Source organism: Sporosarcina sp. ZBG7A (assembly GCF_000813425.1).
Lineage (GTDB): Bacteria > Bacillota > Bacilli > Bacillales_A > Planococcaceae > Sporosarcina.
This window is the reverse complement of sequence record NZ_JWIB01000007.1, coordinates 41,061-63,480: the sequence shown is the minus strand read 5'-3', so window position 1 is coordinate 63,480 and position 22,420 is coordinate 41,061. Positions and strand designations below refer to the sequence as shown.

25 protein-coding genes are annotated in these 22,420 nt (G+C 41.7%); 22 read left to right on the top strand and 3 right to left on the bottom strand.

Annotated features, from left to right (window positions below; all coding sequences use genetic code 11):
- Positions 1-86 precede the first annotated feature (86 nt).
- From greA to mtnN, 3 genes are all read left to right on the top strand, one after another.
- Positions 87-560 (top strand): transcription elongation factor GreA, encoded by a 474-nt coding sequence (gene greA / locus RL70_RS01780; RefSeq protein ID WP_039041726.1) that lies wholly within the window; start codon positions 87-89, stop codon positions 558-560.
- A gap of 105 nt (positions 561-665) precedes the next feature.
- Positions 666-1,379, top strand: a complete 714-nt coding sequence (locus RL70_RS01775) for a YrrS family protein (RefSeq protein WP_039041725.1) — start codon at positions 666-668, stop codon at positions 1,377-1,379.
- Between the two features lie 28 nt (positions 1,380-1,407).
- Positions 1,408-2,100: a 5'-methylthioadenosine/S-adenosylhomocysteine nucleosidase gene (gene mtnN / locus RL70_RS01770; RefSeq protein WP_039041724.1), complete on the top strand. Its 693-nt coding sequence runs from the start codon at positions 1,408-1,410 to the stop codon at positions 2,098-2,100.
- 215 nt (positions 2,101-2,315) lie between these two features.
- On the opposite strand, the gene sigK is transcribed toward mtnN, so the two are convergent.
- Positions 2,316-3,020: an RNA polymerase sporulation sigma factor SigK gene (sigK, locus tag RL70_RS01765; RefSeq protein WP_039041723.1), complete on the bottom strand. Its 705-nt coding sequence runs from the start codon at positions 3,018-3,020 to the stop codon at positions 2,316-2,318.
- A 178-nt stretch (positions 3,021-3,198) separates the two neighbouring features.
- Here sigK and RL70_RS01760 point away from each other — a divergent pair, with 178 nt between their 5' ends.
- The 11 genes from RL70_RS01760 (at position 3,199) to RL70_RS01710 (ending at position 11,820) form a co-directional block, all read left to right on the top strand.
- Complete coding sequence (locus tag RL70_RS01760; RefSeq protein WP_039041722.1) at positions 3,199-3,714, top strand: YqeG family HAD IIIA-type phosphatase; 516 nt, start codon at positions 3,199-3,201, stop codon at positions 3,712-3,714.
- The gene (gene yqeH / locus RL70_RS01755) at positions 3,711-4,814 is read left to right on the top strand and encodes a ribosome biogenesis GTPase YqeH (protein WP_039041827.1); all 1,104 of its coding nucleotides are present in this window, start codon (positions 3,711-3,713) and stop codon (positions 4,812-4,814) included. The genes RL70_RS01760 and yqeH overlap by 4 nt, the downstream gene beginning before the upstream one ends.
- A 16-nt stretch (positions 4,815-4,830) precedes the next feature.
- Positions 4,831-5,673, top strand: coding sequence for a shikimate dehydrogenase (gene aroE, locus RL70_RS01750; RefSeq protein WP_039041721.1), 843 nt, complete (start codon positions 4,831-4,833; stop codon positions 5,671-5,673).
- A complete protein-coding gene (gene yhbY, locus RL70_RS01745) occupies positions 5,660-5,950 on the top strand; it encodes a ribosome assembly RNA-binding protein YhbY (protein WP_039041720.1) in 291 nt (96 codons plus the stop codon). Before aroE ends, yhbY begins: the two co-directional genes overlap by 14 nt.
- An 11-nt stretch (positions 5,951-5,961) precedes the next feature.
- Positions 5,962-6,534, top strand: coding sequence for a nicotinate-nucleotide adenylyltransferase (locus RL70_RS01740; protein WP_039041719.1), 573 nt, complete (start codon positions 5,962-5,964; stop codon positions 6,532-6,534).
- The gene (gene yqeK, locus RL70_RS01735; protein ID WP_039041718.1) at positions 6,521-7,075 is read left to right on the top strand and encodes a bis(5'-nucleosyl)-tetraphosphatase (symmetrical) YqeK; all 555 of its coding nucleotides are present in this window, start codon (positions 6,521-6,523) and stop codon (positions 7,073-7,075) included. The genes RL70_RS01740 and yqeK overlap by 14 nt, the downstream gene beginning before the upstream one ends.
- A 15-nt stretch (positions 7,076-7,090) precedes the next feature.
- On the top strand, positions 7,091-7,441 hold the full coding sequence (gene rsfS / locus RL70_RS01730) for a ribosome silencing factor (protein WP_039041717.1): 351 nt from the start codon (positions 7,091-7,093) through the stop codon (positions 7,439-7,441).
- Complete coding sequence (locus RL70_RS01725; protein WP_039041716.1) at positions 7,438-8,172, top strand: class I SAM-dependent methyltransferase; 735 nt, start codon at positions 7,438-7,440, stop codon at positions 8,170-8,172. The genes rsfS and RL70_RS01725 overlap by 4 nt, the downstream gene beginning before the upstream one ends.
- A 156-nt stretch (positions 8,173-8,328) precedes the next feature.
- A complete protein-coding gene (locus RL70_RS01720; protein WP_231567214.1) occupies positions 8,329-8,922 on the top strand; it encodes a helix-hairpin-helix domain-containing protein in 594 nt (197 codons plus the stop codon).
- Positions 8,923-8,962: 40 nt separating this feature from the next.
- A complete protein-coding gene (locus RL70_RS01715) occupies positions 8,963-9,526 on the top strand; it encodes a ComE operon protein 2 (protein WP_039041714.1) in 564 nt (187 codons plus the stop codon).
- Positions 9,527-9,765: 239 nt separating this feature from the next.
- Positions 9,766-11,820: a DNA internalization-related competence protein ComEC/Rec2 gene (locus tag RL70_RS01710; RefSeq protein WP_197054065.1), complete on the top strand. Its 2,055-nt coding sequence runs from the start codon at positions 9,766-9,768 to the stop codon at positions 11,818-11,820.
- A gap of 53 nt (positions 11,821-11,873) precedes the next feature.
- Here RL70_RS01710 and RL70_RS17440 read toward each other — a convergent pair whose 3' ends face one another.
- A complete protein-coding gene (locus tag RL70_RS17440) occupies positions 11,874-12,008 on the bottom strand; it encodes a YqzM family protein (protein WP_025784809.1) in 135 nt (44 codons plus the stop codon).
- Between the two features lie 156 nt (positions 12,009-12,164).
- On the opposite strand from RL70_RS17440, the gene holA reads away from it, so the two are divergent.
- Entirely contained in the window at positions 12,165-13,175 is a 1,011-nt protein-coding gene (gene holA / locus RL70_RS01700) for a DNA polymerase III subunit delta (RefSeq protein ID WP_039041713.1), read from the top strand.
- Between the two features lie 39 nt (positions 13,176-13,214).
- Here holA and rpsT read toward each other — a convergent pair whose 3' ends face one another.
- Entirely contained in the window at positions 13,215-13,466 is a 252-nt protein-coding gene (gene rpsT, locus RL70_RS01695; RefSeq protein WP_039041712.1) for a 30S ribosomal protein S20, read from the bottom strand.
- A gap of 196 nt (positions 13,467-13,662) precedes the next feature.
- On the opposite strand from rpsT, the gene gpr reads away from it, so the two are divergent.
- The 7 genes from gpr (at position 13,663) to dnaK (ending at position 22,368) form a co-directional block, all read left to right on the top strand.
- Positions 13,663-14,706 (top strand): GPR endopeptidase, encoded by a 1,044-nt coding sequence (gene gpr / locus RL70_RS01690; RefSeq protein WP_039041711.1) that lies wholly within the window; start codon positions 13,663-13,665, stop codon positions 14,704-14,706.
- A gap of 44 nt (positions 14,707-14,750) precedes the next feature.
- A complete protein-coding gene (gene spoIIP, locus RL70_RS01685) occupies positions 14,751-15,548 on the top strand; it encodes a stage II sporulation protein P (protein ID WP_052245726.1) in 798 nt (265 codons plus the stop codon).
- Positions 15,549-15,730: 182 nt separating this feature from the next.
- Positions 15,731-17,554 (top strand): translation elongation factor 4, encoded by a 1,824-nt coding sequence (gene lepA, locus RL70_RS01680; RefSeq protein ID WP_039041825.1) that lies wholly within the window; start codon positions 15,731-15,733, stop codon positions 17,552-17,554.
- 69 nt (positions 17,555-17,623) lie between these two features.
- On the top strand, positions 17,624-18,757 hold the full coding sequence (gene hemW, locus RL70_RS01675) for a radical SAM family heme chaperone HemW (RefSeq protein ID WP_039041709.1): 1,134 nt from the start codon (positions 17,624-17,626) through the stop codon (positions 18,755-18,757).
- Positions 18,758-18,853: 96 nt separating this feature from the next.
- A complete protein-coding gene (hrcA, locus tag RL70_RS01670) occupies positions 18,854-19,906 on the top strand; it encodes a heat-inducible transcriptional repressor HrcA (RefSeq protein ID WP_039041708.1) in 1,053 nt (350 codons plus the stop codon).
- Complete coding sequence (grpE, locus tag RL70_RS01665; RefSeq protein WP_039041707.1) at positions 19,903-20,493, top strand: nucleotide exchange factor GrpE; 591 nt, start codon at positions 19,903-19,905, stop codon at positions 20,491-20,493. Before hrcA ends, grpE begins: the two co-directional genes overlap by 4 nt.
- 48 nt (positions 20,494-20,541) lie before the next feature.
- Positions 20,542-22,368, top strand: a complete 1,827-nt coding sequence (dnaK, locus tag RL70_RS01660) for a molecular chaperone DnaK (protein WP_039041706.1) — start codon at positions 20,542-20,544, stop codon at positions 22,366-22,368.
- Positions 22,369-22,420: the final 52 nt, after the last annotated feature.

The window sequence follows — 22,420 nt, the reverse complement described above, 5'->3', positions numbered from 1 at the left end:
ATTCATATAGTAAACACTATGTCGCATACCTTTTTACGAGGTGCGACATATTATTTTGATGATTTTGCAAAATGAGGAGTGAGGAAATGGTTTCTGAAAAAAAATATCCAATGACTGTTTCAGGGAAACAGAAATTAGAAGATGAACTTGAATTTCTAAAGACAGTTAAACGTAAAGAAGTTGTTGAACGTATTAAAATTGCTCGCAGCTACGGTGACTTGTCCGAGAATTCTGAATACGATTCTGCGAAGGAAGACCAGGCGTTCATCGAAGGAAAAATCTCATCACTTGAATCAATGATTCGTAATTCTGTTATCATCTCAGAAGATACTCGTACGGAAGAAGCGCAACTCGGCAGCACAGTAACGTTTAAGGAAATCCCTGACGGGGAAGTTGAAACATATACGATTGTAGGATCTGCTGAAGCTGACCCGTTAGAAGGCTTGATTTCTAATGATTCACCTATCGCCAAAGGAATTCTTGGTCGAAAAAAAGGTGATCAAGTGAAAATCATAACACCGGGTGGCGAAATGCAAGTTGAAATCACAGAAGTGAAGTAACATAGAGATGCCGCCTTCGAAATAAAGGCGGCTTTTTTTGTGAAACATCACGCATGCAGAAACGTCCAATCGTTAGAAGCGTGGAACTAAGGGAGATGATTTCAAGTGAGTGAACAAAAACCGGAATTTTCAAGGGTGCGTCGGAAACGACAAAACAATAAAGGGAATAAGATGTTGAATTGGATGATTGCCATCGTTGTTTTGTTAATTGTCCTCGTGGGAGTGAAAATACTTTCAAGTGATAGCACACCAGAAGACAAAGAAATAGCTATAACTGAAACAACTCCGGAAGATGAAGCGAGTGGTACTGAAAATAGTACTGAAGGAACTGGTGAGGGGGACAAGGGAGAGGATTCAGACCAGTCTGCAGAAGGCGATGACTCTTCTAAAGAAGGAACTGTCAGTGACGAATCAGATGATAGCGAACAAAGTGATGATACATCCAAAAAGAAAGATACCGAAAAAGAAGGAACTGTTACATATACAGCTAGTGAAGACGCCGTCGTTGACGAAACTGTTTCAAATGATTCGTGGGAGCCTGTAGGAACGTCACAGTCAGGCAATCACGTATCGCAATATGATGGTTCATCAGTAGACTGGCAGGAGAAAAAGAGGGCACTAGCGTATGCAACAGGAATGGCTGAAAATGACATGATTTTCTTGAAGATTAAAAATGGGGGTAGTCCCCAGAAGTCAATTGGGATTGTCTCTTCAAAAGACAAATCAAAAAAATATAGAGTCTATTTAGAATGGGTCGACGGAGAAGGTTGGAAACCTACGCAAATGGACGTGTTGAACACACTCGATTTTAACTACTAATAGGTAATGACGGATAGGGGATACAACGATGAAAGTTGGAATTATCGGAGCAATGGAAGAGGAAGTTACCATTCTCAAAAATCAGTTACAGTCAGCTCGACACACGGTTATCGCAGGTTATGAATTTAGTGAAGGGACGCTTGGTGGTCGTGAAGTCGTGCTCGTAAAAAGTGGCATTGGTAAAGTGAATGCTGCTGTAGCCACAACTTTATTGCTTCAACTATTCAAACCAGATGCAGTCTTGAACACTGGATCTGCAGGCGGTATAGGTGAAAACTTAGAAGTCGGAACAGTTGTGCTATCGAAGGATGTTACGCATCACGATGTAGATGTAACTGCTTTTGGATACGCACTCGGTCAAGTACCGGGGGGTCCTGTCACATACAAGGCAGACGAGATGCTTCTACAAGTTGCTGCAAAAGCAGTCGAAGAAATTGGCAAACATTCGCACGCTTCGGGGTTAATCGCTTCAGGAGATGTGTTTATGAGCGATCCTGTACGTGTAATGAATGTGAAGCAACAGTTTCCTGAACTGATTGCTGCAGAAATGGAAGCTGCTGCAGTTGCTCAAGTGTGTCACGAATTCCAGGTGCCTTTTGTTGTAATTAGAGCGCTCTCAGATATTGCTGGGAAAGAATCTTCCTTGTCATTCGATGAATTTCTACCAGCGGCGGCACAACATTCTTCAGAAGTTGTGCTTGATGTCATCTCGAAACTTTAATCCATTCGTGGTAAACTAGACATATGAAGTAAAACCTAATTCATGAAGCGAGGAGGAACTCGTATGTTATTTTTAATGTTGGGTGCATTTGTTGTCACAGCTGCTCTTACAGGTGTGATCTATTTTGAAGTGAAAGCTGATTGAAGAAAAATCAGTGTAGACGTCTCCAGCGAGGGTACGAATGCTGGAGACGTTTTTTAATTTGAAATGCTGGGTTACTTGGAGTCTTGTTCACGTTTGAACAGCTGATACAACTTGACAATCGCTCTTTTCTCAATTCTTGACACATAACTTCTTGAAATTTGTAGTTCATCTGCGATTTCTTTTTGTGTCATCGGTTTGTCGTTTAGCAAACCAAAACGTTTCTGGATAATTTCAAGTTCTCGCCCCTCCAAATTATGAAGATGACGATAAAGCCGCTCTTTTCGTTCATTCATTTCCGCACGGTCGTGGGGAGACTCTTCATCAGTTTGGAGTAAATCTGCTATTTCTAATGATTGGCCTTCACTATCTGTGCCAATGGGTTCGTTTAAAGAGATATCTTTTTGCGTCTTTTTCTGTGTTCTTAAAAACATTAATATTTCATTCTCAATACATCGTGCTGCGTACGTTGCAAGTTTGGTTTTACGATCTGGAGTGAAGCTCGCAATTGCTTTCATGAGACCGATCGTTCCTATAGAAATGTAGTCGTCAAGCTGTTCGTGTTTTGGATGGAACTTCTTAACAATGTGTGCAACGAGCCTCATATTGCGCTCGATTAGTTCATCACGGGCGTCTTCATCCCCTTGTGCTAGACGTTCGAGACAATCGGCTTCTTCCGCTTTTGAGAGTGGACGTTTAAATGCCTGCCCACGGATGTACCCTAAAACCGCAGGAATCTCGAGCCATAATTGTACTAGCGCCATAACAAAGCCGCTCAAATGAACCACCTCCTGTGTCGTTGTCTGACATCCTATGCGGGTAAAAGATGACGTATCACCGCTGATTTTGGCGGACAGGCAGTTTTTAAAAGCATGACTGTTCTCGTTTGGTCTGCAAGTATTATCGCTTAGGTATGGTATAATAAGTGCGAATCAGCACAGTAATGGAGTGGATAGGATGTACAGTTATTTCTTGCCAGATCAATATGTTAAGGATGTTTATCAGCTTTCACCTACTGATTTTATAAATAGAGGTATTAAAGGGATTATCACCGATCTCGACAATACGCTGGTCGCTTGGGATCGTCCCGATGCAACACCCGAGATTGCTACTTGGATAAAAGAAATGCAGGATGCAGGGTTGCAAGTAACGATTTTATCGAACAATAATGAGCTGCGTGTAAAAGCGTTCAGTGAGCCAATTAAAACGCCTTTCATCTTTTCAGCGAGAAAACCATTGTCTAAAGCGTTCAGGAAAGCGCTCGATCAGATGGGACTGCAAAAAGAGGAAGTAGTGATGATTGGAGATCAGGTAATGACCGACATCCTTGGTGGCAATAGATTCGGACTACAAACGATTCTCGTTGTACCTGTGGCAAGTTCTGACGGCTTCATGACGAAATTCAATCGTCAGTTGGAACGTCGTATATTGAAAACGTTAAAACGAAAAGGAATGATTTCGTGGGAGGAATAGATTTGGAACTCACTTGCATTGGATGCGGTATTGGCATTCAAACAGATAACCCTAAAAAAGAAGGGTATGCACCACCCGCTTCGCTCGAAAAGGAAGAGGTAATTTGTCAACGGTGTTTCCGTTTAAGAAACTATAATGAGTTGCAACCAGTTTCACTATCTGGGGATGACTTTCTTGCTATTTTAAATGGAATTGGGGATCGAAAAGGTCTTGTTGTCCTTGTTGTGGACATCTTTGACTTTAATGGTAGTTGGATTCATGGATTACAACGCTTTGTTGGTAAAAAAGATATAATACTGATCGGAAACAAGGCAGATGTATTGCCGAAATCAGTGAATCGTAACAAACTGATTAACTGGATGAAAGAACAATCCGCCAAGCTTGGTCTAAAACCTGTTGAAGTCATGCTGGTTTCTGCTGTTAAAGGTCAAGGCGTTCCTGAAGCATTGGAACGTATTGATGAATTACGTAAAGGTCAAGACGTTTATGTGGTAGGATGTACAAACGTTGGAAAGTCGACATTTATCAACAGAATCATTAAGCAAGCTACAGGCACGGGAGAAGTCATTACAACTTCACATTTCCCAGGAACAACATTAGATCTTGTGGAGATTCCACTGGATGATGGCAAAGCAATTTATGATACACCTGGAATAATCAATAATCATCAGATGGCGCATTATTTAGATCCGAGCGAACTGAAAGCAATCACTCCCAAAAAGGAAATCAAGCCAAAGATCTTCCAGTTGAATGCAGAGCAAACGCTTTTCATTGGTGGTTTAGCTCGCTTTGACTTTATAAAGGGAGAGCGTTCTTCATTTAACGTACACTCTTCTAATGCACTTCCTCTTCACAGGACGAAGCTGGAAAATGCGGATGCGTTATATGAAACACATCTCGGAGACATGCTGTCACCACCAGGGCCAGAGTCGTTAGAACGGTTCCCTAAACTCGTTCGTCATGAGTTTTCTATTAAGAAAGCAAAGACTGACATAGTCATTTCGGGTCTAGGTTGGATTACTGTTCAGCATGCAAATGTAGTTGTTGCTGTTCATGCGCCTCGTGGCGTAGACGTGGTCTTACGCCCGTCATTAATCTGACAGAGGGGGACTTAAGATGAAAAAATGGTTTGCAGTCATAGGAGATCCAATTGCACAATCGATGTCTCCCGGCATGCATGATCACTGGCTCAAGGAAAACGGTATTGATGCTACCTATATTCCTGTACATGCAAAGACTAAAGAACTTCCTTCTGTTATTGCAAGTCTACAATTATTAGGATGCAGTGGTTGGAATGTGACGGTTCCGCATAAAAGTGATATACTCCCTTTCCTAGGCGGTGTTGATGAAGCTGCAGCTCATATGGAAGCAGTCAATACTGTAGTAGCTGGGGAAAATGGACGGTTAGTTGGATCTAATACAGACGGAAGCGGATTCGTTAGGGCATTAGAAGAAAAGTACGGTAGTGGGCGTAAAAAAGATGAGATTTTAATAATTGGTGCCGGAGGGGCAGCAAAGGGAATCGCCTTTGCATTACGTAGCGCTGGATATGGCGTGATTACCTTCACAAATCGGACATTGAAAAATGCTACCTCAATAAGTGAACGATTATCTAATTCAACTTATTTAACGATCGCTGAAGCGGAACAGCAGCTTGCCCGTTTTGGCATCATTATACAAACCACTTCTGTTGGAATGCTGTTTTCCTCTGAGGGAATGCCTCTAGATCCTTCTAATGTAACACCGGGGACTGCAGCCATTGATATTATCTATAATCCTCTTGAAACGGAATTTTTAGCAACCGCTCGGAACAAAGGGGCGGAAACAGCAAATGGGATAGGAATGTTTGTCCACCAAGGAGCACTCGCTTTTGAAAAATGGACAGGCATTCGCCCGGACACTATTGGAATGATGAAACGACTAACACAACAATTGGAGGATCAACATGCTAACAAGTAAACAAAAGAGTTTCTTACGTAGTGAAGCACATCACTTACAACCTATTTTCCAAATCGGTAAAAGCGGGTTAACGGACGCGATTATTAAACAGATTGAAGAAGCGCTTGAAGCGAGAGAACTTATCAAAGTGTCTGTTCTACAAAACTGTGAACAAGACAAAGAGGAAATTGCTGACTTACTTTCTGAACAAGCTGGTTTGGAAGTTGTACAAATTATCGGCAAAACGATTGTCCTTTACAAGGAATCGACAGAAAAGAAAAAGATCGTTTTACCATAAGGAGTGACGGAATGCGGAAAATCGGTATTCTTGGTGGTACTTTTAACCCACCTCATATCGGACATCTCATAATGGCCAATGAAGTTTGTGAAGCCCTCGAGTTAGATGAGGTGAGACTGATGCCGACAGCAATCCCTCCACATAAGCAGCTTTCCGATACTGCGACACCGATTCAACGTCTTGAAATGACGGAGTTAGCGGTGACTGGAAATGACTATCTCCACACTTGCGATGAGGAAGTGCATTTTGGTGGCGTTTCTTATACGTTCAATACGATGCAGAGATTGCTCGCAAAAGAACCTGAGACGGTGTTTTATTTTATTATCGGTGGAGATATGGTCGATTCTTTGCATACGTGGTACAAGATTGACGACTTGGTCAAGATGGTTCACTTTGTTGGTGTCAGGAGACCGGGTTCTATGAGTCTTACCGATTATCCGATTCAATTTATTGATACACCTATGATCGATCTGTCCTCGACTCTTCTTAGGGCTAAGTATGCACAGCATAAAACAACTGCGTATCTCATACCAAAATCTGTGGATCGCTACATTCGTCAGGAGGGCTTATATGGAGCCTGGTAACCTCATTCAAGAATTGCAGCAAAGGATGCCCCATCAGCGTTTTCAGCACGTGCTGCGTGTCACGGAAACAGCTAAATCCCTCGCCCAAATGCATGGCGAGTCAATCGAGGCGGCAGAAACAGCTGCACTGTTTCATGATATTGCAAAGTTTATGGATGCAGAAGAAATGCGAGAGCTTTTACTCGCACAGGACGTAGACCCATTGCTATTTGAATTTCATAAAGAACTTTGGCATGCTCCAGCAGGTGCTATCATTGCCTATAAGGAATTCAAAGTTCACGATGAAGACATACTAAATGCGATTCGTTTTCATACGACCGGCAGAGCTGCGATGTCAAAATTAGAAATGATTATATATATTGCAGACATGATCGAGCCTGGAAGAAACTATCCTAGTGTAGAGGAATTACGGCTAAGTGCAGAAGGTCCGTTACAACAGGCGATGCGTACATGCATTATCCACAGCGTTACACACTTAATTGGAAAACAGGTACCAGTATACCCGGACTCCATTGAGTGCTACAATTATTTTGTGAAGTGAAAGGGAAGTGAAACAATGCCAACATTATTAGAAGTAACATTTAAAGCAGCAGACGATAAACGTGCAGAAGACATTGTCGTCCTCAATATGGAAGGCGTATCTTTGATAGCAGATCAGTTTGTAATCTGTCATGCAAATTCCGAACGTCAAGTTCAAGCGATTGCTCGCGAAATTGCTGACAAAGCTTCTGAAGAAAACTATGAGGTGAAACGTATCGAAGGTATGGATTCAGGTCGATGGGTTCTAGTTGACCTAGGAGACGTTGTCGCTCATATTTTCCATAAGGATGAGCGTGGTTTCTATAACTTGGAAAGACTCTGGGGCGATGCACCAATGATTGAAATTGGAGAAGACTCCGTTCAATGATGTATGCTCAATTTGCGTCTGTATATGATGAGCTGATGTTAGATATTCCATATCCAGCATACGTGGACTTAGTCAATACTGCGCTACATGGGTTATCAGGTAAAAAGATCCTGGATGTCGCTTGCGGCACCGGGATTCTTTCCGTTCTACTTGCTGAAAAAGGAGCGGACGTCACGGGAATTGATCTATCGGAAGAAATGCTTGCTGTTGCTGAATCTCGCGCGAATGAGCGTTTTCCATCTATGGAATTTTCACAACAAGCAATGCAGCATTTGAATGTACCGGGTCAATATGATGCGGCGGTAATTCCGATTGATTCATTGAATTATTTAGAAGACGAACTTGAAGTGAAACAAACGTTTAAAGGCATCCACGATGCGCTTCTTCCAGGTGGATTATTGCTGTTTGATGTGCATTCAACGTTTAAAACTGATGAGCTATTCATGGAGAGCCCTTTTACGTATGTTAGCAATAATATTTCGTACATATGGGAGACTGAAGAAGGGGAAGAACCTCATTCTGTCCAATCTGAACTTGCATTTTTTGTGCGTGAAGAAGATGGTCGATATACTCGTTTTGACGAAGTCCATTATCAGCGGACTTTTCCAATTATGAAATACGTTGAATTACTTGAGGAAACAGGTTTCTCTGTAGAACGGATTTTCGCGGATTGGTCAGATGAAGCACCTGAATTAGAAAGTGAGAGAATATTTTTTCAAGTCCGTAAATAACAGTACCGCTTCATGAACGGATACGTTATAGTAAAGAGGTCTCCATAAGCTAACAACTTTTAGAAAGGATGACCGAATCTGTTTTCTGAACTAATCTTTGGGAAATGGCGGAAAGTCACCACTCCTCTTGCAATAGCGGCAGTCATCTCAGTTTTTTTGTTCTTTCCCCGAGGACAAGGAGATGACAAGCATCTTCCTGATGAAAGTTTGTACGATTCACTAGAAGTAACTTCGGAAACTCCACATGAAGTAACTCCTGGAAATGAGAAGATTGAATTGGTTGCTGATTCTACACCTCAGCCACCTGAACTAATTATCGTGGATGTGAAGGGTGCGGTTGTTCACCCTAACGTTTACACGTTACAAGAAGGACAGCGGCTAATAGATGCCATTACAGCTGCAGGTGGATACACCTCTGACGCGGACAGTCGACTTTTAAATCATGCGCAGCGCTTAACGGATGAAGCGGTAATTTACGTTCCTCTTACAGGTGAAGAACTTCCGGTTTTTGAAAATCCGACTAGCGTTTCGGACGAAATAGACGAGTCGGGTTCTGCATCGGTTAATATTAATACTGCAGATGAAACCGAATTGATGACACTGACAGGAATCGGTCCTGCCAAAGCAACTGCAATTGTGAAATACCGAACTGAACAAGGTGTTTTTCAAACAATCGAAGATTTAAAAAACATTTCTGGTATTGGGCAAAAGACCTTTGACGCGCTGTCTGATTCAATAACTGTAAAATAATATATAGTGTGGAATTTGGTAAAAGTTTGGAGGCAACCATATGGAAAGAATTACATGGGAACAATTTTTTATGGCGCAATGTAGCTTGCTTGCTGTTCGAAGTACGTGTACTCGGCTAGCTGTAGGAGCGGTCATTGTCCGAGATAATCGAATCATCGCTGGTGGTTATAACGGATCAGTTTCTGGTGGAGATCATTGCATTGACAAAGGGTGCTACGTCGTTGACAATCATTGCATTCGTACGATTCACGCGGAAATGAACGCCTTGTTGCAATGTGGCAAGTATGGAATTCCGGCTGCGGGTTCTGCGTTGTATGTGACACACTTCCCTTGTTTGCAATGTTCAAAGGCTATTATTCAAGCTGGTATTTCTAAAGTCTACTACGGCCAAGATTATCGCAATAATGATTATGCAATTGAATTGTTTAAACATGCAGGGATTGATGTAGAACATATTCCATTTGATGGACATGCCTTGGATTTTGAGAAAGCATCTAAAGAGAAATTGTTTAACGATATGTTGCACACGATGCAAAACGCCAATGTTCCTGAAAACGACCTGAAAAGCTTTTCGGAACGTGCACAAGAACTATTTGGAAAATAGTTCCTAGAACCCGCTTAATGTACTGGACAATCTCAGTAGCCGTATCAGCCATGGCTGCATACGGTATTACTGAATTGTTATGGCTTAACCTTCTTCTACTTCCCCTCATACTGACAAGTAAAAAAGACATCCCCAATTTAATTATTCTGTTAGCAGTTAGTTCACTTTCCTATTGTTACTTCATAGATTATCTATCTACACACACTCCTATACAGACTAAGGAGACAATAATACGCTCTATGCAATGGAGTGAAACCGTCAAAATTGATGGGGGTAAAGTAAAAGGATTCGCGAAAGATTCAGAGGGCGTTCCTTATTATGTCTCGTACACCATTGGAAGTGAAGAAGAAAAAAATAGCTTACTGGAAACCCCTTTAGCAGGTAGAGCAATTTCTGTGCAAGGTACGCTTGAACTACCAGAACCACCAGCCCATGAGTTTTCATTTGACATGGCTTCTTATCTACGTATGAATGGTGCCATCTATCTATTTCGTGCAACGCAAATGACTGTACATGGAAAGGTAAATCGACCATCGACTCGGTTAACAGAGAGGCGTAATGCAGTAAAAACTCATATAAAAAATACGTTTCCCGTTTCCTTGCAAACCGAAGCCGAAGCATTATTGATTGGTGATAGGAGTGGCATGGATACGGAACTATCCTCCGAATATAGAACCCTGGGTATCACCCATTTGTTCGCAATCTCAGGACTGCATGTTGGTTTGTTAACGGTCATGCTCCGCTTAGTCGCTAAACGGATGCGCCTGAGGATCGAGACGACTGATACACTACTACTGTTCCTGTTGCCTTGCTATGCACTATTGGCAGGTGGTGCACCCTCTGTATGGCGTGCAGTAACTGTTACGATGCTGTTGCTATTATCAGCATCCGGAAAGTTGAAATTGAAAATGGACGATGCGTTAGCGTTGAGTGCATTAGGTTTCATATTCTTAAAGCCATACGTTTTGTTTCAACCAGGATTTCAGCTATCTTATATGGCTGCCTTCTCGTTGCTGTATTCCGCTCAGTATCTCCAGAAACAACAATCGGTTCTTATGATCTCTGCTAGTGTGACCGCGATAACACAAGTCGCGCTAGCACCGATTTTATTGTTTCATTTCTATGAGTTATCACTTTCATCCTTTCTCGTGAATTTACTCTACGTTCCTTTATACTCAATAGTAATTCTTCCGAGTAACATTGTTCTACTCATCGTTTCATTATTTTCCAAAACAGCTGTTGCACCACTGTTTTTCATATACGAACCTTTTCGTAATTCCATCTCAACCGTTACCAGTTGGTTGGCGGGTTTACCTTGGCAAGTGTGGACTGCAGGTAAGCCGGGAGCTGTATGGCTAGTAATAATGGTTGTTAGTATTGCATGTGCCTTTATAGTGATCGAACGATGGAACAGAAGAATACTAGGACTTGTAATTGTCCTCATTCCAGCGCTACTCTTCCAAGTCAAACCGTATATAGATCCGACTACGTATGTTTCTTTTTTGGATGTTGGTCAAGGGGATAGCATAGTCATTGAACTTGGTTATAGAAAAGGTGTATACGTCATTGATACAGGTGGAACGGTTTCCATTGGTCCACCGACATGGAAAACCCCAGATAATCAGTTTGATGTAGGTAGGCAAATTGTCGTTCCGTATTTAAAAGGGAGAGGGATTAGTGCGATTGACAAGTTGGTCATTTCCCACGCGCATGACGATCATATGGAAGGTGCAGATGAAGTACTACAAGAACTAAAGGTTAAGGAAGTGCATGCTCCTGTTGGAAGTTTGACAGAAGAGAATATGATCCCGGTTTTAACAGAAGCAAAGCGTCGAAATGCTCGTATCATAAGCATGCAAGCGGGGGAAGGGTGGAAGACTGGTCGAACAGAATTTACGTACTTATCTCCATTCGATGAAAAGTACTCACATAATGACAGTTCACTTGTATTGCTGATGAAAAATGAATACGGGTACTTATTGTTCACGGGTGATTTGGAAATGGAGGGAGAACGGAAAATCATTAAGAAATACGGACAAACAGAACTTTCCCCTCTCATTTTGAAAGTTGGCCACCATGGAAGCAAAACATCGACAACGCAAGCGCTCTTGGACTTCCTACAGCCGGATATCGCAGTGGTTTCGGTTGGCCGTAATAATCGGTATGGGCATCCTCATGACGAAGTTATTGAACGTCTCTTAGCACAAAAAGTGAAGGTGTTTTCAACAGCAGAACATGGAACGGTCACCTTGCAGATTGACGGAGAAATATTGAAACCCTCTATTACGAGATAAAAAAAGAAAGACTCCAAGTTCTGGAGTCTTTCCCTAGTTTAACTATTGTCTGATCAGCGCGCAGCGACTTCGACAATCGTAGCAATTACCCAAATTAAAGAGAAACCTACGAAAGATACAATGAAGCCAACACCTGAGTCAAGAAGATCATTACGTTTGGACTGGACGTCCTTTTCGAATTCGTTCATTGCTACACCTCCTGATTCAACTTCAAGTATAGAACAATGGGACTTAAAAATCCATAGTAAAACAGAGATATGGCAATTGCGTTTCAATTTGTCACAAATTCTCCATACACATCATCTGTCATGTATACTTAGAGGTAGTGAATGAGGTGATTGAATATGGTATCAGCAGCGTGGAAAGAAATTGGAAAAAACCCTGAACAACCAATTTACTTACTAACAGGAACAGAGTTGTATTTGTTACAGCAAACATTGTCTAAAATCATTACTGGGACACCTGGTATAGAGCAGCAAGATGTCATGTACTTCGATCTGGAGGAAACATCAGTCGATCGAGTAATTGAAGAGGCGGATACCCTCCCTTTTTTACAAGATCGAAAAGTGATTGTCGCTAAAAATGCGTCATTCTTAAAGGCTAAGGAGCGAGGTAAAGAAAAGATCGAGCACCCCATCGACCAGCTTGAGGCGTGGCTCGAAAATCCCTCTCCAACAGCGACAGTTATTTTTACCGCGCCTTACGAGAAGTTGGACACTCGGAAAAAAATCACAAAAATGATGACGTCAAAAGCTGTTATCATTGAAGCGAATAAGTTGACTGGAAGTGACCTTACGGTTTGGGTACAACAAAATGCGACTTCGTTTGGGATTAGTATGGACCGGGAAGTAGCCGACTACCTGGTTGAAACAACGGGGGAAAATATGATGCAGCTCTCTAAGGAGCTGGAAAAAATCGCAGCATTTTTAGAGGAATCAGGGAAGGTAACAAAAGAAGTTATCGATAGCTTGGTACCAAGGTCCCCTGAAACAGAGATTTTCAGGTTAACGGACACGTATATTTCTGGAAATCGTGCTCAAACATTAGCGGTATACCATGATTTGTTGAGGAGTGGAGAAGAACCGATTGCGATGACCTCGTTAATCGCTGGGCAAGTTCGGCTGATGCTACATGTAGGAACGCTTAAAAGAAAAGGGTACCATCAACAACAAATAGCCAGCACTCTTAACGTACATCCATATCGTGTGAAACTAGTGATGAATAATCGAAACAGTCCTTCAGAACAAAGGTTGTTGCGGGTGTTGGATAAGCTGGCATCTATCGATTTGAAATTGAAATCCACATCTGGTAACCGTGAAAGAGTCCTCGAACTCTTTTTCATGGAAAAGTTATAACAAAAAAAGCTGTCCGTCAATGACGGACAGCTTTAAAAATTACAAAGCTTTTTTTGTAAGACGTGCTTTTTGACGTGCAGCTGTGTTTTTATGGATAAGGCCTTTACCGGCAGCAGTGTCCAATGATTTAATAGCAGCGCGCTTCAATTCCTCTGCATTGTCAGCTTTGTTGTCAATTGCAACATCAGCTTTACGCAAAGCAGAACGCATTGCAGACTTTGTGCGTGAGTTTTGTTCATTAGTCGCGTTGCTTTGCTTAACGCGTTTGATTGCACCTTTAATGTTTGGCATTTCATTCACCTCCAGAAATCAGGTAAGAAGAGTGTTTCCACGATCTCTCGGATATCTCTTTATAACAAAAATAATTTTATCAAATTCACACCATTTATGCAACAACAAAACGCAGACAGGGAGAATCTCCTGTCAAAAAAACGACAAAGCATAAAAAGTAACCATCGCGTACACACTTGTAATAGAGGTGATGGTCATGGAAAACTACGACTTTTACAGGACGGATCTAGTCGTTGAGAGTGAAGAAATGGTGAGACACCAAACTTCCGAGGAAAAAGAAAAGCTTGATGAATCAGCTGGTATACTGTTCAACGAAGAAAAAAAGGGAAGAACCATTCTAACGACCGTTGTTGTGGATGAAGAAGGTGAAAAACGAATTGGGAAGAAAAAAGGAACATACATTACGTTAACAGACCCACTGTTACATGCGGATGATAACGTAGGATTAACGAAATTGGCAAAATCAATGACCCAGCAACTAAAAAAGTTGACTGAGCCTTTAAATCTCAAGGAAGATAGTAAGATTTTGTTTATCGGGCTTGGAAACAAGGATGTGACACCTGATGCAGTCGGTCCGCTCACTATGGAGCGGCTCAATACAGTTGTTCCGGATTACTATAAAGATGAAGGAGCAGATGTATATGTGTATTCACCCGGAGTTACAATTCAAACGGGGTTAGAGACAGCCGACTTCATTAAAGCGGTTGTCGACGTTGTGAATCCGGATTTACTCATAGTCGTTGATGCACTTGCTGCACGTGATAGTTCAAGGTTGTGTAGGACAATCCAACTTACCGATACCGGGATTCACCCAGGCTCTGGAGTTGGCAATAGTCGTAAAGAAGTGTCTCAGGAATCGTTGGGAATTCCAGTTGTTGCAATCGGAATACCAACCGTAGTAGATGGACCTGTGCTAATTGCAGATGCAATTGATACATTATTCGGATATATGGCTGCTAAAATTGAGGAAGAAAGCAAACCATCTTCAAGGCTTTCTGTCACACCATGGCTACATTCTGATACCAAAAGTGCAGACCGAAAAAGTTTGATTCCTGTATTTGGTGATTGGGCATCTTGGCCGCACGAAGAGCGCGTGCAATTATTCGAAGAAGTCCTATCGAATCATCAGTTGAAGACGTTCATCTCCCCTAAAGAAATTGATAGCTGGGTGCAACATTATTCTTTGGCACTGTCGAGTTCCCTTGAATCTTGGATACGTAGTGTAAAACAGAGTTCTTGATAGGCATCCCCCTGCATATAGTAGCTGAGACGGGGGGATGACTGTTGAAAAAGACACTAAAAATCTGGACTCTTGCTGTATTAATCTTATTTCTATTTCCAATCTTGCTCCAATTGCTTCCCGCAAAACAATCGGACAGTTCCTCAGTGATGCTAAAACAAAAAGCATACATTGTTTACGCATCCAATGTACTGGAAGCACCTAAACCATCAAGCGACAAGAAGGTCTTAATCCATTTTACGCATTCTGAAGAAGCATATGAGCCGATCACACTCGCTGCAAATGGAAAAGTTGCCGTCTCTCACAAAACAGAGAATATCACGAAAATGGGAGAGAAACTTCAATTGCAGTTTGCTGCATACGGTGTGGAAGCTGATTTGCTACCAGTGGATATTCAAAAAGTAATGGCGAAAAAGAGCATTCCTTACCACCGTTCATACAAAACGATTCGGCCATATTTGCAACAAACACTTGCAGATAAAAACTATGACATTGTATTGGATATCCATCGGGACTCGTTGGCTGCGGACAAAACAACGGTTACTGTAGATGGGGAGAGGTATGCAAAAGTAGCATTTGTCATCGGAAAAGAACATAAGAATTATACCAAAAATTATGAAGTGGCTAAGCGATTGAATAAAGAAATGGAAACTCGAGTACCCGGCATTACGCGTAATATTATTGTAAAAGGTGGTCCGGGAGTGGATGGCAAGTACAATCAGGATCTTCATCCAGGATTTGTTTTAGTGGAACTAGGAGGAATCGGGAATAATGAAGAAGAACTAAATCGAACGGTTGCTGTAATTGCGGAAGCGGCCGCTTCAATATTTGGCGAAGAATGATAGGAAGTAATAGATAGTAATTTAACGGAAGCAGTGTTTCAAGAAAGGAGAAGCAGATACTGCTTCTCTTTTTTAGTTTTAAAGGAATTACGCATTTAATCTATAGTGAAAAGGAAATGTGTAACACCCCTGCTCGGTTTCTGCTATAATTCATACTAGCCGAATTAGGAGTGAGAATTATGATGAATCATCAACAGAAATTAGATCGACAGAAAAATATACGTAACTTTTCAATTATTGCTCATATCGATCACGGGAAATCCACACTCGCAGACCGAATACTTGAAAAAACTGAAACCATTACTGCTCGTGAAATGAAATCACAAACGTTGGATTCGATGGATCTCGAAAGGGAACGTGGAATTACGATTAAATTGAATGCAGTTCAGATTTCTTATACTGCGAAGAATGGGGAAGAGTACACGTTCCATTTAATCGACACTCCTGGGCATGTCGATTTCACGTACGAGGTGTCTCGAAGTCTTGCGGCGTGCGAAGGTGCGATACTCGTAGTGGATGCAGCACAGGGGATTGAAGCACAAACCTTAGCAAACGTTTACTTAGCGTTAGATAATGATCTTGAGATTTTACCAGTAGTAAATAAAATCGACCTTCCAGCAGCGGATCCAGAGCGTGTGAAAGACGAAATCGAAAATGTAATCGGCATCGATGCATCAGAAGCAGTCTTGGCATCAGCAAAAGCAGGAATCGGGATTGAAGAAATCCTGGAACAAATCGTTGAAAAAGTTCCAGCTCCAACGGGAGATCCAAGTGCCCCACTGAAAGCATTGATATTCGACTCCCATTACGATCAGTACAAAGGTGTCATTGTTAACATTCGGATAATGGAAGGCTCCGTTAAACCAGGAGATACAATTCGTATGATGGCAACTGGAAAAGAATTCGAAGTTGTCGATCTTGGTGTTTTCACTCCAAAGATCTCACCACGGGATGAATTGACAGTTGGAGATGTTGGTTATTTGTCAGCTGCTATTAAAACAGTAGGGGATACACGAGTGGGAGATACAATAACACTTGCTGAAAACCCTGCAGATATAGCATTAGAAGGGTACCGTAAGATGAATCCGATGGTGTTCTGTGGCTTATATCCGATAGACACTTCCAAATACAATGATTTAAGAGAAGCGCTCGAGAAGCTTGAGCTTAACGACTCGGCTTTGGAATACGAGGCGGAAACTTCTCAAGCTCTCGGGTTCGGATATCGTTGTGGCTTCTTAGGACTTCTCCATATGGAGATCATTCAAGAGCGAATTGAGAGAGAATTCAATATCGACTTAATCACCACGGCACCAAGCGTAATTTACAATGTCGTCATGACAGACGGTAGTGAAATGAAAGTTGACAATCCTTCAATGATGCCAGATGCACAAAAAACGGAATACGTGGAAGAGCCTTATGTTAAAGCATCGATAATGGTACCGAATGATTATGTAGGTGCAGTTATGGAACTTTGTCAGAAAAAACGAGGCAATTTCCTTACGATGGACTATATGGATTCTTCCCGTGTCAACATTATGTATGAACTACCATTAGCGGAAATTGTTTATGATTTCTTTGACCAGCTAAAATCGGGAACTAAAGGGTATGCATCCCTCGATTATGAATTAATCGGTTATAAGAAATCCAAACTTAATAAGATGGACATCTTGTTGAATGGCGAGACTGTCGATGCGCTTAGCTTTATCGTTCACCGTGATTTCGCATACGACCGTGGGAAAGCGATTGTTGAGAAGTTGAGATCCCTGATCCCACGTCAGCAATTCGAAGTTCCAGTACAAGCTGCAATCGGACAGAAAATCATTGCACGTTCGACGATTAAGTCAATGGGTAAAAATGTACTTGCGAAATGTTATGGTGGAGATATTTCACGAAAGAGAAAACTTCTTGAAAAGCAAAAAGAAGGTAAGAAGAAGATGAAACAAGTAGGATCAGTAGAAGTGCCACAAGAAGCTTTCATGGCAGTACTACGTATGGACGAAGAGTAATTGGAATAAGCTGCATGAGCAGAGGGCATATAGCCCTCTGTTTGGCGTTTACAGGAGGGAAAGCAACTAATGAGAGGTATTTACATCCACATCCCATTCTGCCACCAAATCTGCCACTATTGTGATTTCAACAAAGTATTTTTTGAAAACCAACCAGTGGACGAATACATTGAGACGATAGACAAAGAATTGTCGTTGTTAAAACAAAGCGGGGCCGATTTCACAAAAGTTGAAACTGTTTTTTTCGGAGGAGGAACTCCAACAGCACTAACAGCAAAACAGTTAGAACGATTACTTGAAATTGTTCATAGCTATATAAATGTCAAAGCTTTAACGGAGTTTTCAACAGAAGCGAATCCTGATGAGTTAACAATAGATAAACTGAGCGTGTTAAAAAATGGTCAAGTGAAACGGCTAAGTTTAGGAGTTCAATCATTTGATGCGGACCTATTGAAAAAAATCGGTCGTTCTCACAGTCCAAAGCAAGCAATTGACGTTGTCAACAACGCCAGACGCGCTGGTTTTGAAAACATCAGCATTGATATGATTTATGCGTTGCCAGGGCAAACACAAGCTCAATGGAAAGATACGCTAGACCAAGCACTTGCGCTTGAGTTACCACATTACTCGGGGTACTCGCTTATCGTTGAACCGAAGACGGTATTTTATAACTTGATGAATAAAGGACGACTTCCGTTACCAGGGGAAGATGAAGAGACGGTTATGTTTGCAGAACTTATCGATAGGATGGAGCGCGCAGGAAGATCACAGTATGAAATCAGTAACTTTGCAATTCCTGGCAGTGAGTCTATTCACAACATGATCTATTGGGAAAACGATGAATACGCTGGAATCGGGGCAGGAGCTCATGGTTATCTTAATGGTGTTCGTTATGCAAACATCGCACCTCTAAAACGGTATATGGAACATGTGGAAACTGGGGAGTTGCCAAGAAAAGAAGAGAATACAGTGACTCTTCAAGAAAGCATGGAAGAAGAAATGTTTCTCGGACTTCGAAAAACAGAAGGAGTTTCTATCCAACACTTCGCTGAAAAATTCGGAATTACAATGGATGAAAAGTACGGTGCGGTCATCCAGAATCTCATGCAAAAAGATTTGCTTGAACTCCATGAGAATCGAATTCGCCTAACGCGAAACGGAATTTTTAAAGGAAACGAAGCCTTTCAACAATTTCTTGGATGAAACAAGATTCAAATGTTTGACACTATCTTTGTCATTTGATAAATTATGAGTAGTATTAGCACTCGTTTAAAAGGAGTGCTAACAGGAGTGATGATTATGTTGACAAACAGGCAATTGCTTATCTTGCAACTGACGGTTAACGACTTCATCGAATCCGCTCAGCCAGTGGGCTCCCGGCAACTTTCCAAAAAGGAGGAAGCTCCTTTTAGTCCGGCAACCATCCGAAATGAGATGGCGGATCTTGAAGATATGGGGTTTCTTGAGAAAACCCATACGTCTTCGGGAAGGGTTCCTTCTGAAAAAGGATATCGATTTTACGTCGACCACTTGCTGACACCTCAAAAGCTAAAAATGGAGGACAACCTTCAATTACGTTCAGTCTTTCAGGAAAAAGTTCTGGAAGCGGAAGTACTCATCAGGAATTCAGCATCTATTCTTTCGGAACTGACGAACTATACAACAGTCTTACTAGGGCCGGATACAACGGCTCATAAAGTAAAACGGTTTTCAATAGTTCCTTTATCAGGATCGAAAGCAGTTGCCATTATGGTAACGAATAGCGGAAGAGTGGAGAATCATGTATTCGATGCAGCTGACGGATTATCGCCTTCAGATATTGAGAAAATGGTCAATCTCTTGAATGAGCGACTCGTTGGAACTCCGCTGTCTGAAATACCGCGTAAACTAGCTACGGAATCGAAACTGTTGTTTGAACGGCATGTCAAAAATGCGGGTACAATTCTTACTTCCATTCAAGACGCCATGGCAGGTAAAACAGAGGAACGTCTATTTTACAGCGGTCAGATGAACATGATGAAACAACCAGAATTTAATGATGTTCAAAAAGTAAAAACGTTCTTAGAAGCAATTGAGCATGGGATGCCGCTCACATTGTTCAAAAATGATCTCGCAGGCATCCAAGTACGGATTGGTTCAGAAAACAATGAGCAAACATTAGATGATTTTAGTGTCATAACGACAGCCTATGCAGTAGGTACGGATATGACTGGCTCAATTGCAATCATTGGGCCGAAACGTATGGATTATGGCAGAGTAATTACATTGCTTGATATTTTAAGTGATGATCTTTCTACTGCACTTGCGAGACTCACAATTGAGGGAAGAACGGATAGGAGGAACGAATCATGACAGAAAAAGGCCAAACATCTGAAGAGTTGGACACTGAAACTTCTGTACAACAGGACGAAGCAGTGACTGCTGATACAGTTGAAGATGAAACAGTTGAAGTGGAAGAACAAGAGACTCTAACAGCAGAAGAACTAAAAGATGCTGAAATTGAAGAGTTGAAGACAAAGTTGCAGGAAGAAGAGAACAGACGCTTACGAGTATTAGCGGACTTGGATAACGCTCGTAGAAGAGCTACGCTAGACAAAGAAGCGTTGCAAAAATACCGTTCACAAGAGGTTTTGACAAACCTTGTACCGGTATTGGATAACTTTGAACGTGGACTTTCTGTTAAAGCAGAAAGTGACGATGCCAAGTCATTACTTACTGGTATGGAAATGGTATTCCGTAGTTTGGAAGAGGCCTTGAAATCATCAGGATTAACTGAAATTGAAGCAGCTGGTATTGAATTCGATCCGAATTACCATCAAGCCGTCATGACAGACTCCGATGAGAATTTTCCGTCAGGATCGGTGCTTGAAGTGTTGCAGAAAGGGTATACGTTGAAAGATCGCGTACTCCGACCTGCAATGGTTAAAGTGAACGAATAACTATTCTACTAAAAACTTTGATGAACCAAAATTAGGAGGAATTTAGATATGAGTAAAATTATCGGTATTGACTTAGGAACAACAAACTCAGTAGTAGCAGTATATGAAGGCGGAGAGGCAAAAGTTATTCCAAATCCGGAAGGCAACCGTACGACACCTTCAGTTGTTGCGTTTAAAAATGGAGAACGTCAAATCGGTGAAGTTGCAAAACGTCAATCGATTACAAACCCGAACACAATCATGTCTGTTAAACGCCACATGGGAACAGATTACAAAGAAAAAGTGGAAGACAAAGAATATTCACCACAAGAGATTTCAGCAATGATCCTTCAATACATGAAAGGCTATGCAGAAGAATATCTTGGTGAAAAAGTAACGAAAGCAGTTGTTACAGTTCCTGCTTACTTTAACGACGCACAACGTCAAGCAACAAAAGACGCTGGTAAAATTGCTGGACTTGAAGTCGAGCGTATCATCAACGAGCCAACTGCAGCAGCACTTGCATATGGTTTGGATAAAACAGATGAGGACCAAACAATCCTAGTTTATGACCTTGGTGGCGGTACGTTCGACGTTTCCATACTTGAACTTGGCGACGGCGTATTCCAAGTACGTTCAACTGCTGGAGATAACAAATTAGGTGGAGATGACTTCGACGATGTCATCATCGAATATCTAGTGCAGGAGTTCCGTAAAGATAACGGTATTGACCTCTCTAAAGACAAGATGGCAATGCAACGTTTGAAAGATGCTGCTGAAAAAGCGAAAAAAGACTTGTCAGGTGTTACAAACACACAAATTTCACTTCCTTTCATCACAGCAGGAGAAGCGGGACCACTTCACTTGGAAGTATCAATGTCTCGTACTAAGTTTGACGAACTAACTGCATCACTAGTGGAACGTTCTATGATTCCAACTCGTCAAGCTATTAAAGATGCGGATCTTTCACCTTCAGATCTAGATCGCGTAATCTTGGTTGGTGGTTCTACTCGAATCCCAGCAGTACAAGAAGCGATCAAGAAAGAAACTGGAAAAGAGCCATTCAAAGGCGTTAACCCGGACGAAGTAGTAGCGATGGGTGCGGCTGTTCAAGGTTCAATCCTAACTGGGGACGTAAAAGACGTAGTATTGCTTGACGTAACTCCACTATCTCTTGGTATTGAGACAATGGGTAGCGTCTTCACGAAATTGATTGACCGTAATACAACGATTCCAACAAGTAAATCACAAGTGTTCTCAACTGCTGCTGATAACCAGCCAGCTGTAGACATCCATGTACTTCAAGGTGAGCGTGCGATGGCAACTGACAACAAAACACTTGGTCGTTTCCAATTGACGGATATCCCACCAGCTCCACGTGGCGTTCCGCAAATCGAAGTGACGTTCGATATCGACAAAAACGGTATTGTTACAGTTAAAGCGAAAGATATGGGAACTCAAAAAGAGCAAAATATCACAATTCAGTCAAGCTCAGGTCTTTCTGATGATGAAATCGATCGCATGGTAAAAGACGCTGAAGCTCACGCTGAAGATGATAAGAAGCAAAAAGAAGAAGCAGATCTTCGTAACGAAGCAGACCAACTCGTATTCATGTCTGAAAAGACGTTGAAAGACTTGGAAGGCAAAGTGTCTGAAGAAGAAGTGAAGAGCGTTGAAGAAGCGAAAGATGCTTTGAAAGCTGCAATTGAAGCAAATAACCTTGAAGAGATGAAAGAAAAGAAAGATGCTCTTGAAGCGGTTGTTCAACAAATGACTATGAAAATGTATGAGCAAGCCCAAGCTGAAGCTAACGCTCAAGGCGAAAATACAACGGATTCAGATGACGGTGTCGTTGACGCTGATTTCTCTGAAGTAGAAGATGACAAGAAAAACTAAATCAATAACTGATTGACGGAAAAGTCAAAGTCCGATATTCCGGCTTTGGCTT

What these genes read in the sequence shown, in the direction of transcription:
- greA (WP_039041726.1), top strand. Translation starts at nt 87, where the DNA reads ATGGTTTCTGAAAAAAAATATCCAATGACTGTTTCAGGGAAACAGAAA.
- mtnN (WP_039041724.1), top strand. Translation starts at nt 1,408, where the DNA reads ATGAAAGTTGGAATTATCGGAGCAATGGAAGAGGAAGTTACCATTCTC.
- RL70_RS01760 (WP_039041722.1), top strand. Translation starts at nt 3,199, where the DNA reads ATGTACAGTTATTTCTTGCCAGATCAATATGTTAAGGATGTTTATCAG.
- aroE (WP_039041721.1), top strand. Translation starts at nt 4,831, where the DNA reads ATGAAAAAATGGTTTGCAGTCATAGGAGATCCAATTGCACAATCGATG.
- yhbY (WP_039041720.1), top strand. Translation starts at nt 5,660, where the DNA reads ATGCTAACAAGTAAACAAAAGAGTTTCTTACGTAGTGAAGCACATCAC.
- RL70_RS01740 (WP_039041719.1), top strand. Translation starts at nt 5,962, where the DNA reads ATGCGGAAAATCGGTATTCTTGGTGGTACTTTTAACCCACCTCATATC.
- yqeK (WP_039041718.1), top strand. Translation starts at nt 6,521, where the DNA reads ATGGAGCCTGGTAACCTCATTCAAGAATTGCAGCAAAGGATGCCCCAT.
- rsfS (WP_039041717.1), top strand. Translation starts at nt 7,091, where the DNA reads ATGCCAACATTATTAGAAGTAACATTTAAAGCAGCAGACGATAAACGT.
- RL70_RS01725 (WP_039041716.1), top strand. Translation starts at nt 7,438, where the DNA reads ATGATGTATGCTCAATTTGCGTCTGTATATGATGAGCTGATGTTAGAT.
- RL70_RS01715 (WP_039041714.1), top strand. Translation starts at nt 8,963, where the DNA reads ATGGAAAGAATTACATGGGAACAATTTTTTATGGCGCAATGTAGCTTG.
- RL70_RS01710 (WP_197054065.1), top strand. Translation starts at nt 9,766, where the DNA reads ATGCAATGGAGTGAAACCGTCAAAATTGATGGGGGTAAAGTAAAAGGA.
- RL70_RS17440 (WP_025784809.1), bottom strand. Translation starts at nt 12,008, where the DNA reads ATGAACGAATTCGAAAAGGACGTCCAGTCCAAACGTAATGATCTTCTT.
- holA (WP_039041713.1), top strand. Translation starts at nt 12,165, where the DNA reads ATGGTATCAGCAGCGTGGAAAGAAATTGGAAAAAACCCTGAACAACCA.
- rpsT (WP_039041712.1), bottom strand. Translation starts at nt 13,466, where the DNA reads ATGCCAAACATTAAAGGTGCAATCAAACGCGTTAAGCAAAGCAACGCG.
- gpr (WP_039041711.1), top strand. Translation starts at nt 13,663, where the DNA reads ATGGAAAACTACGACTTTTACAGGACGGATCTAGTCGTTGAGAGTGAA.
- lepA (WP_039041825.1), top strand. Translation starts at nt 15,731, where the DNA reads ATGAATCATCAACAGAAATTAGATCGACAGAAAAATATACGTAACTTT.
- hemW (WP_039041709.1), top strand. Translation starts at nt 17,624, where the DNA reads ATGAGAGGTATTTACATCCACATCCCATTCTGCCACCAAATCTGCCAC.
- hrcA (WP_039041708.1), top strand. Translation starts at nt 18,854, where the DNA reads ATGTTGACAAACAGGCAATTGCTTATCTTGCAACTGACGGTTAACGAC.
- grpE (WP_039041707.1), top strand. Translation starts at nt 19,903, where the DNA reads ATGACAGAAAAAGGCCAAACATCTGAAGAGTTGGACACTGAAACTTCT.
- dnaK (WP_039041706.1), top strand. Translation starts at nt 20,542, where the DNA reads ATGAGTAAAATTATCGGTATTGACTTAGGAACAACAAACTCAGTAGTA.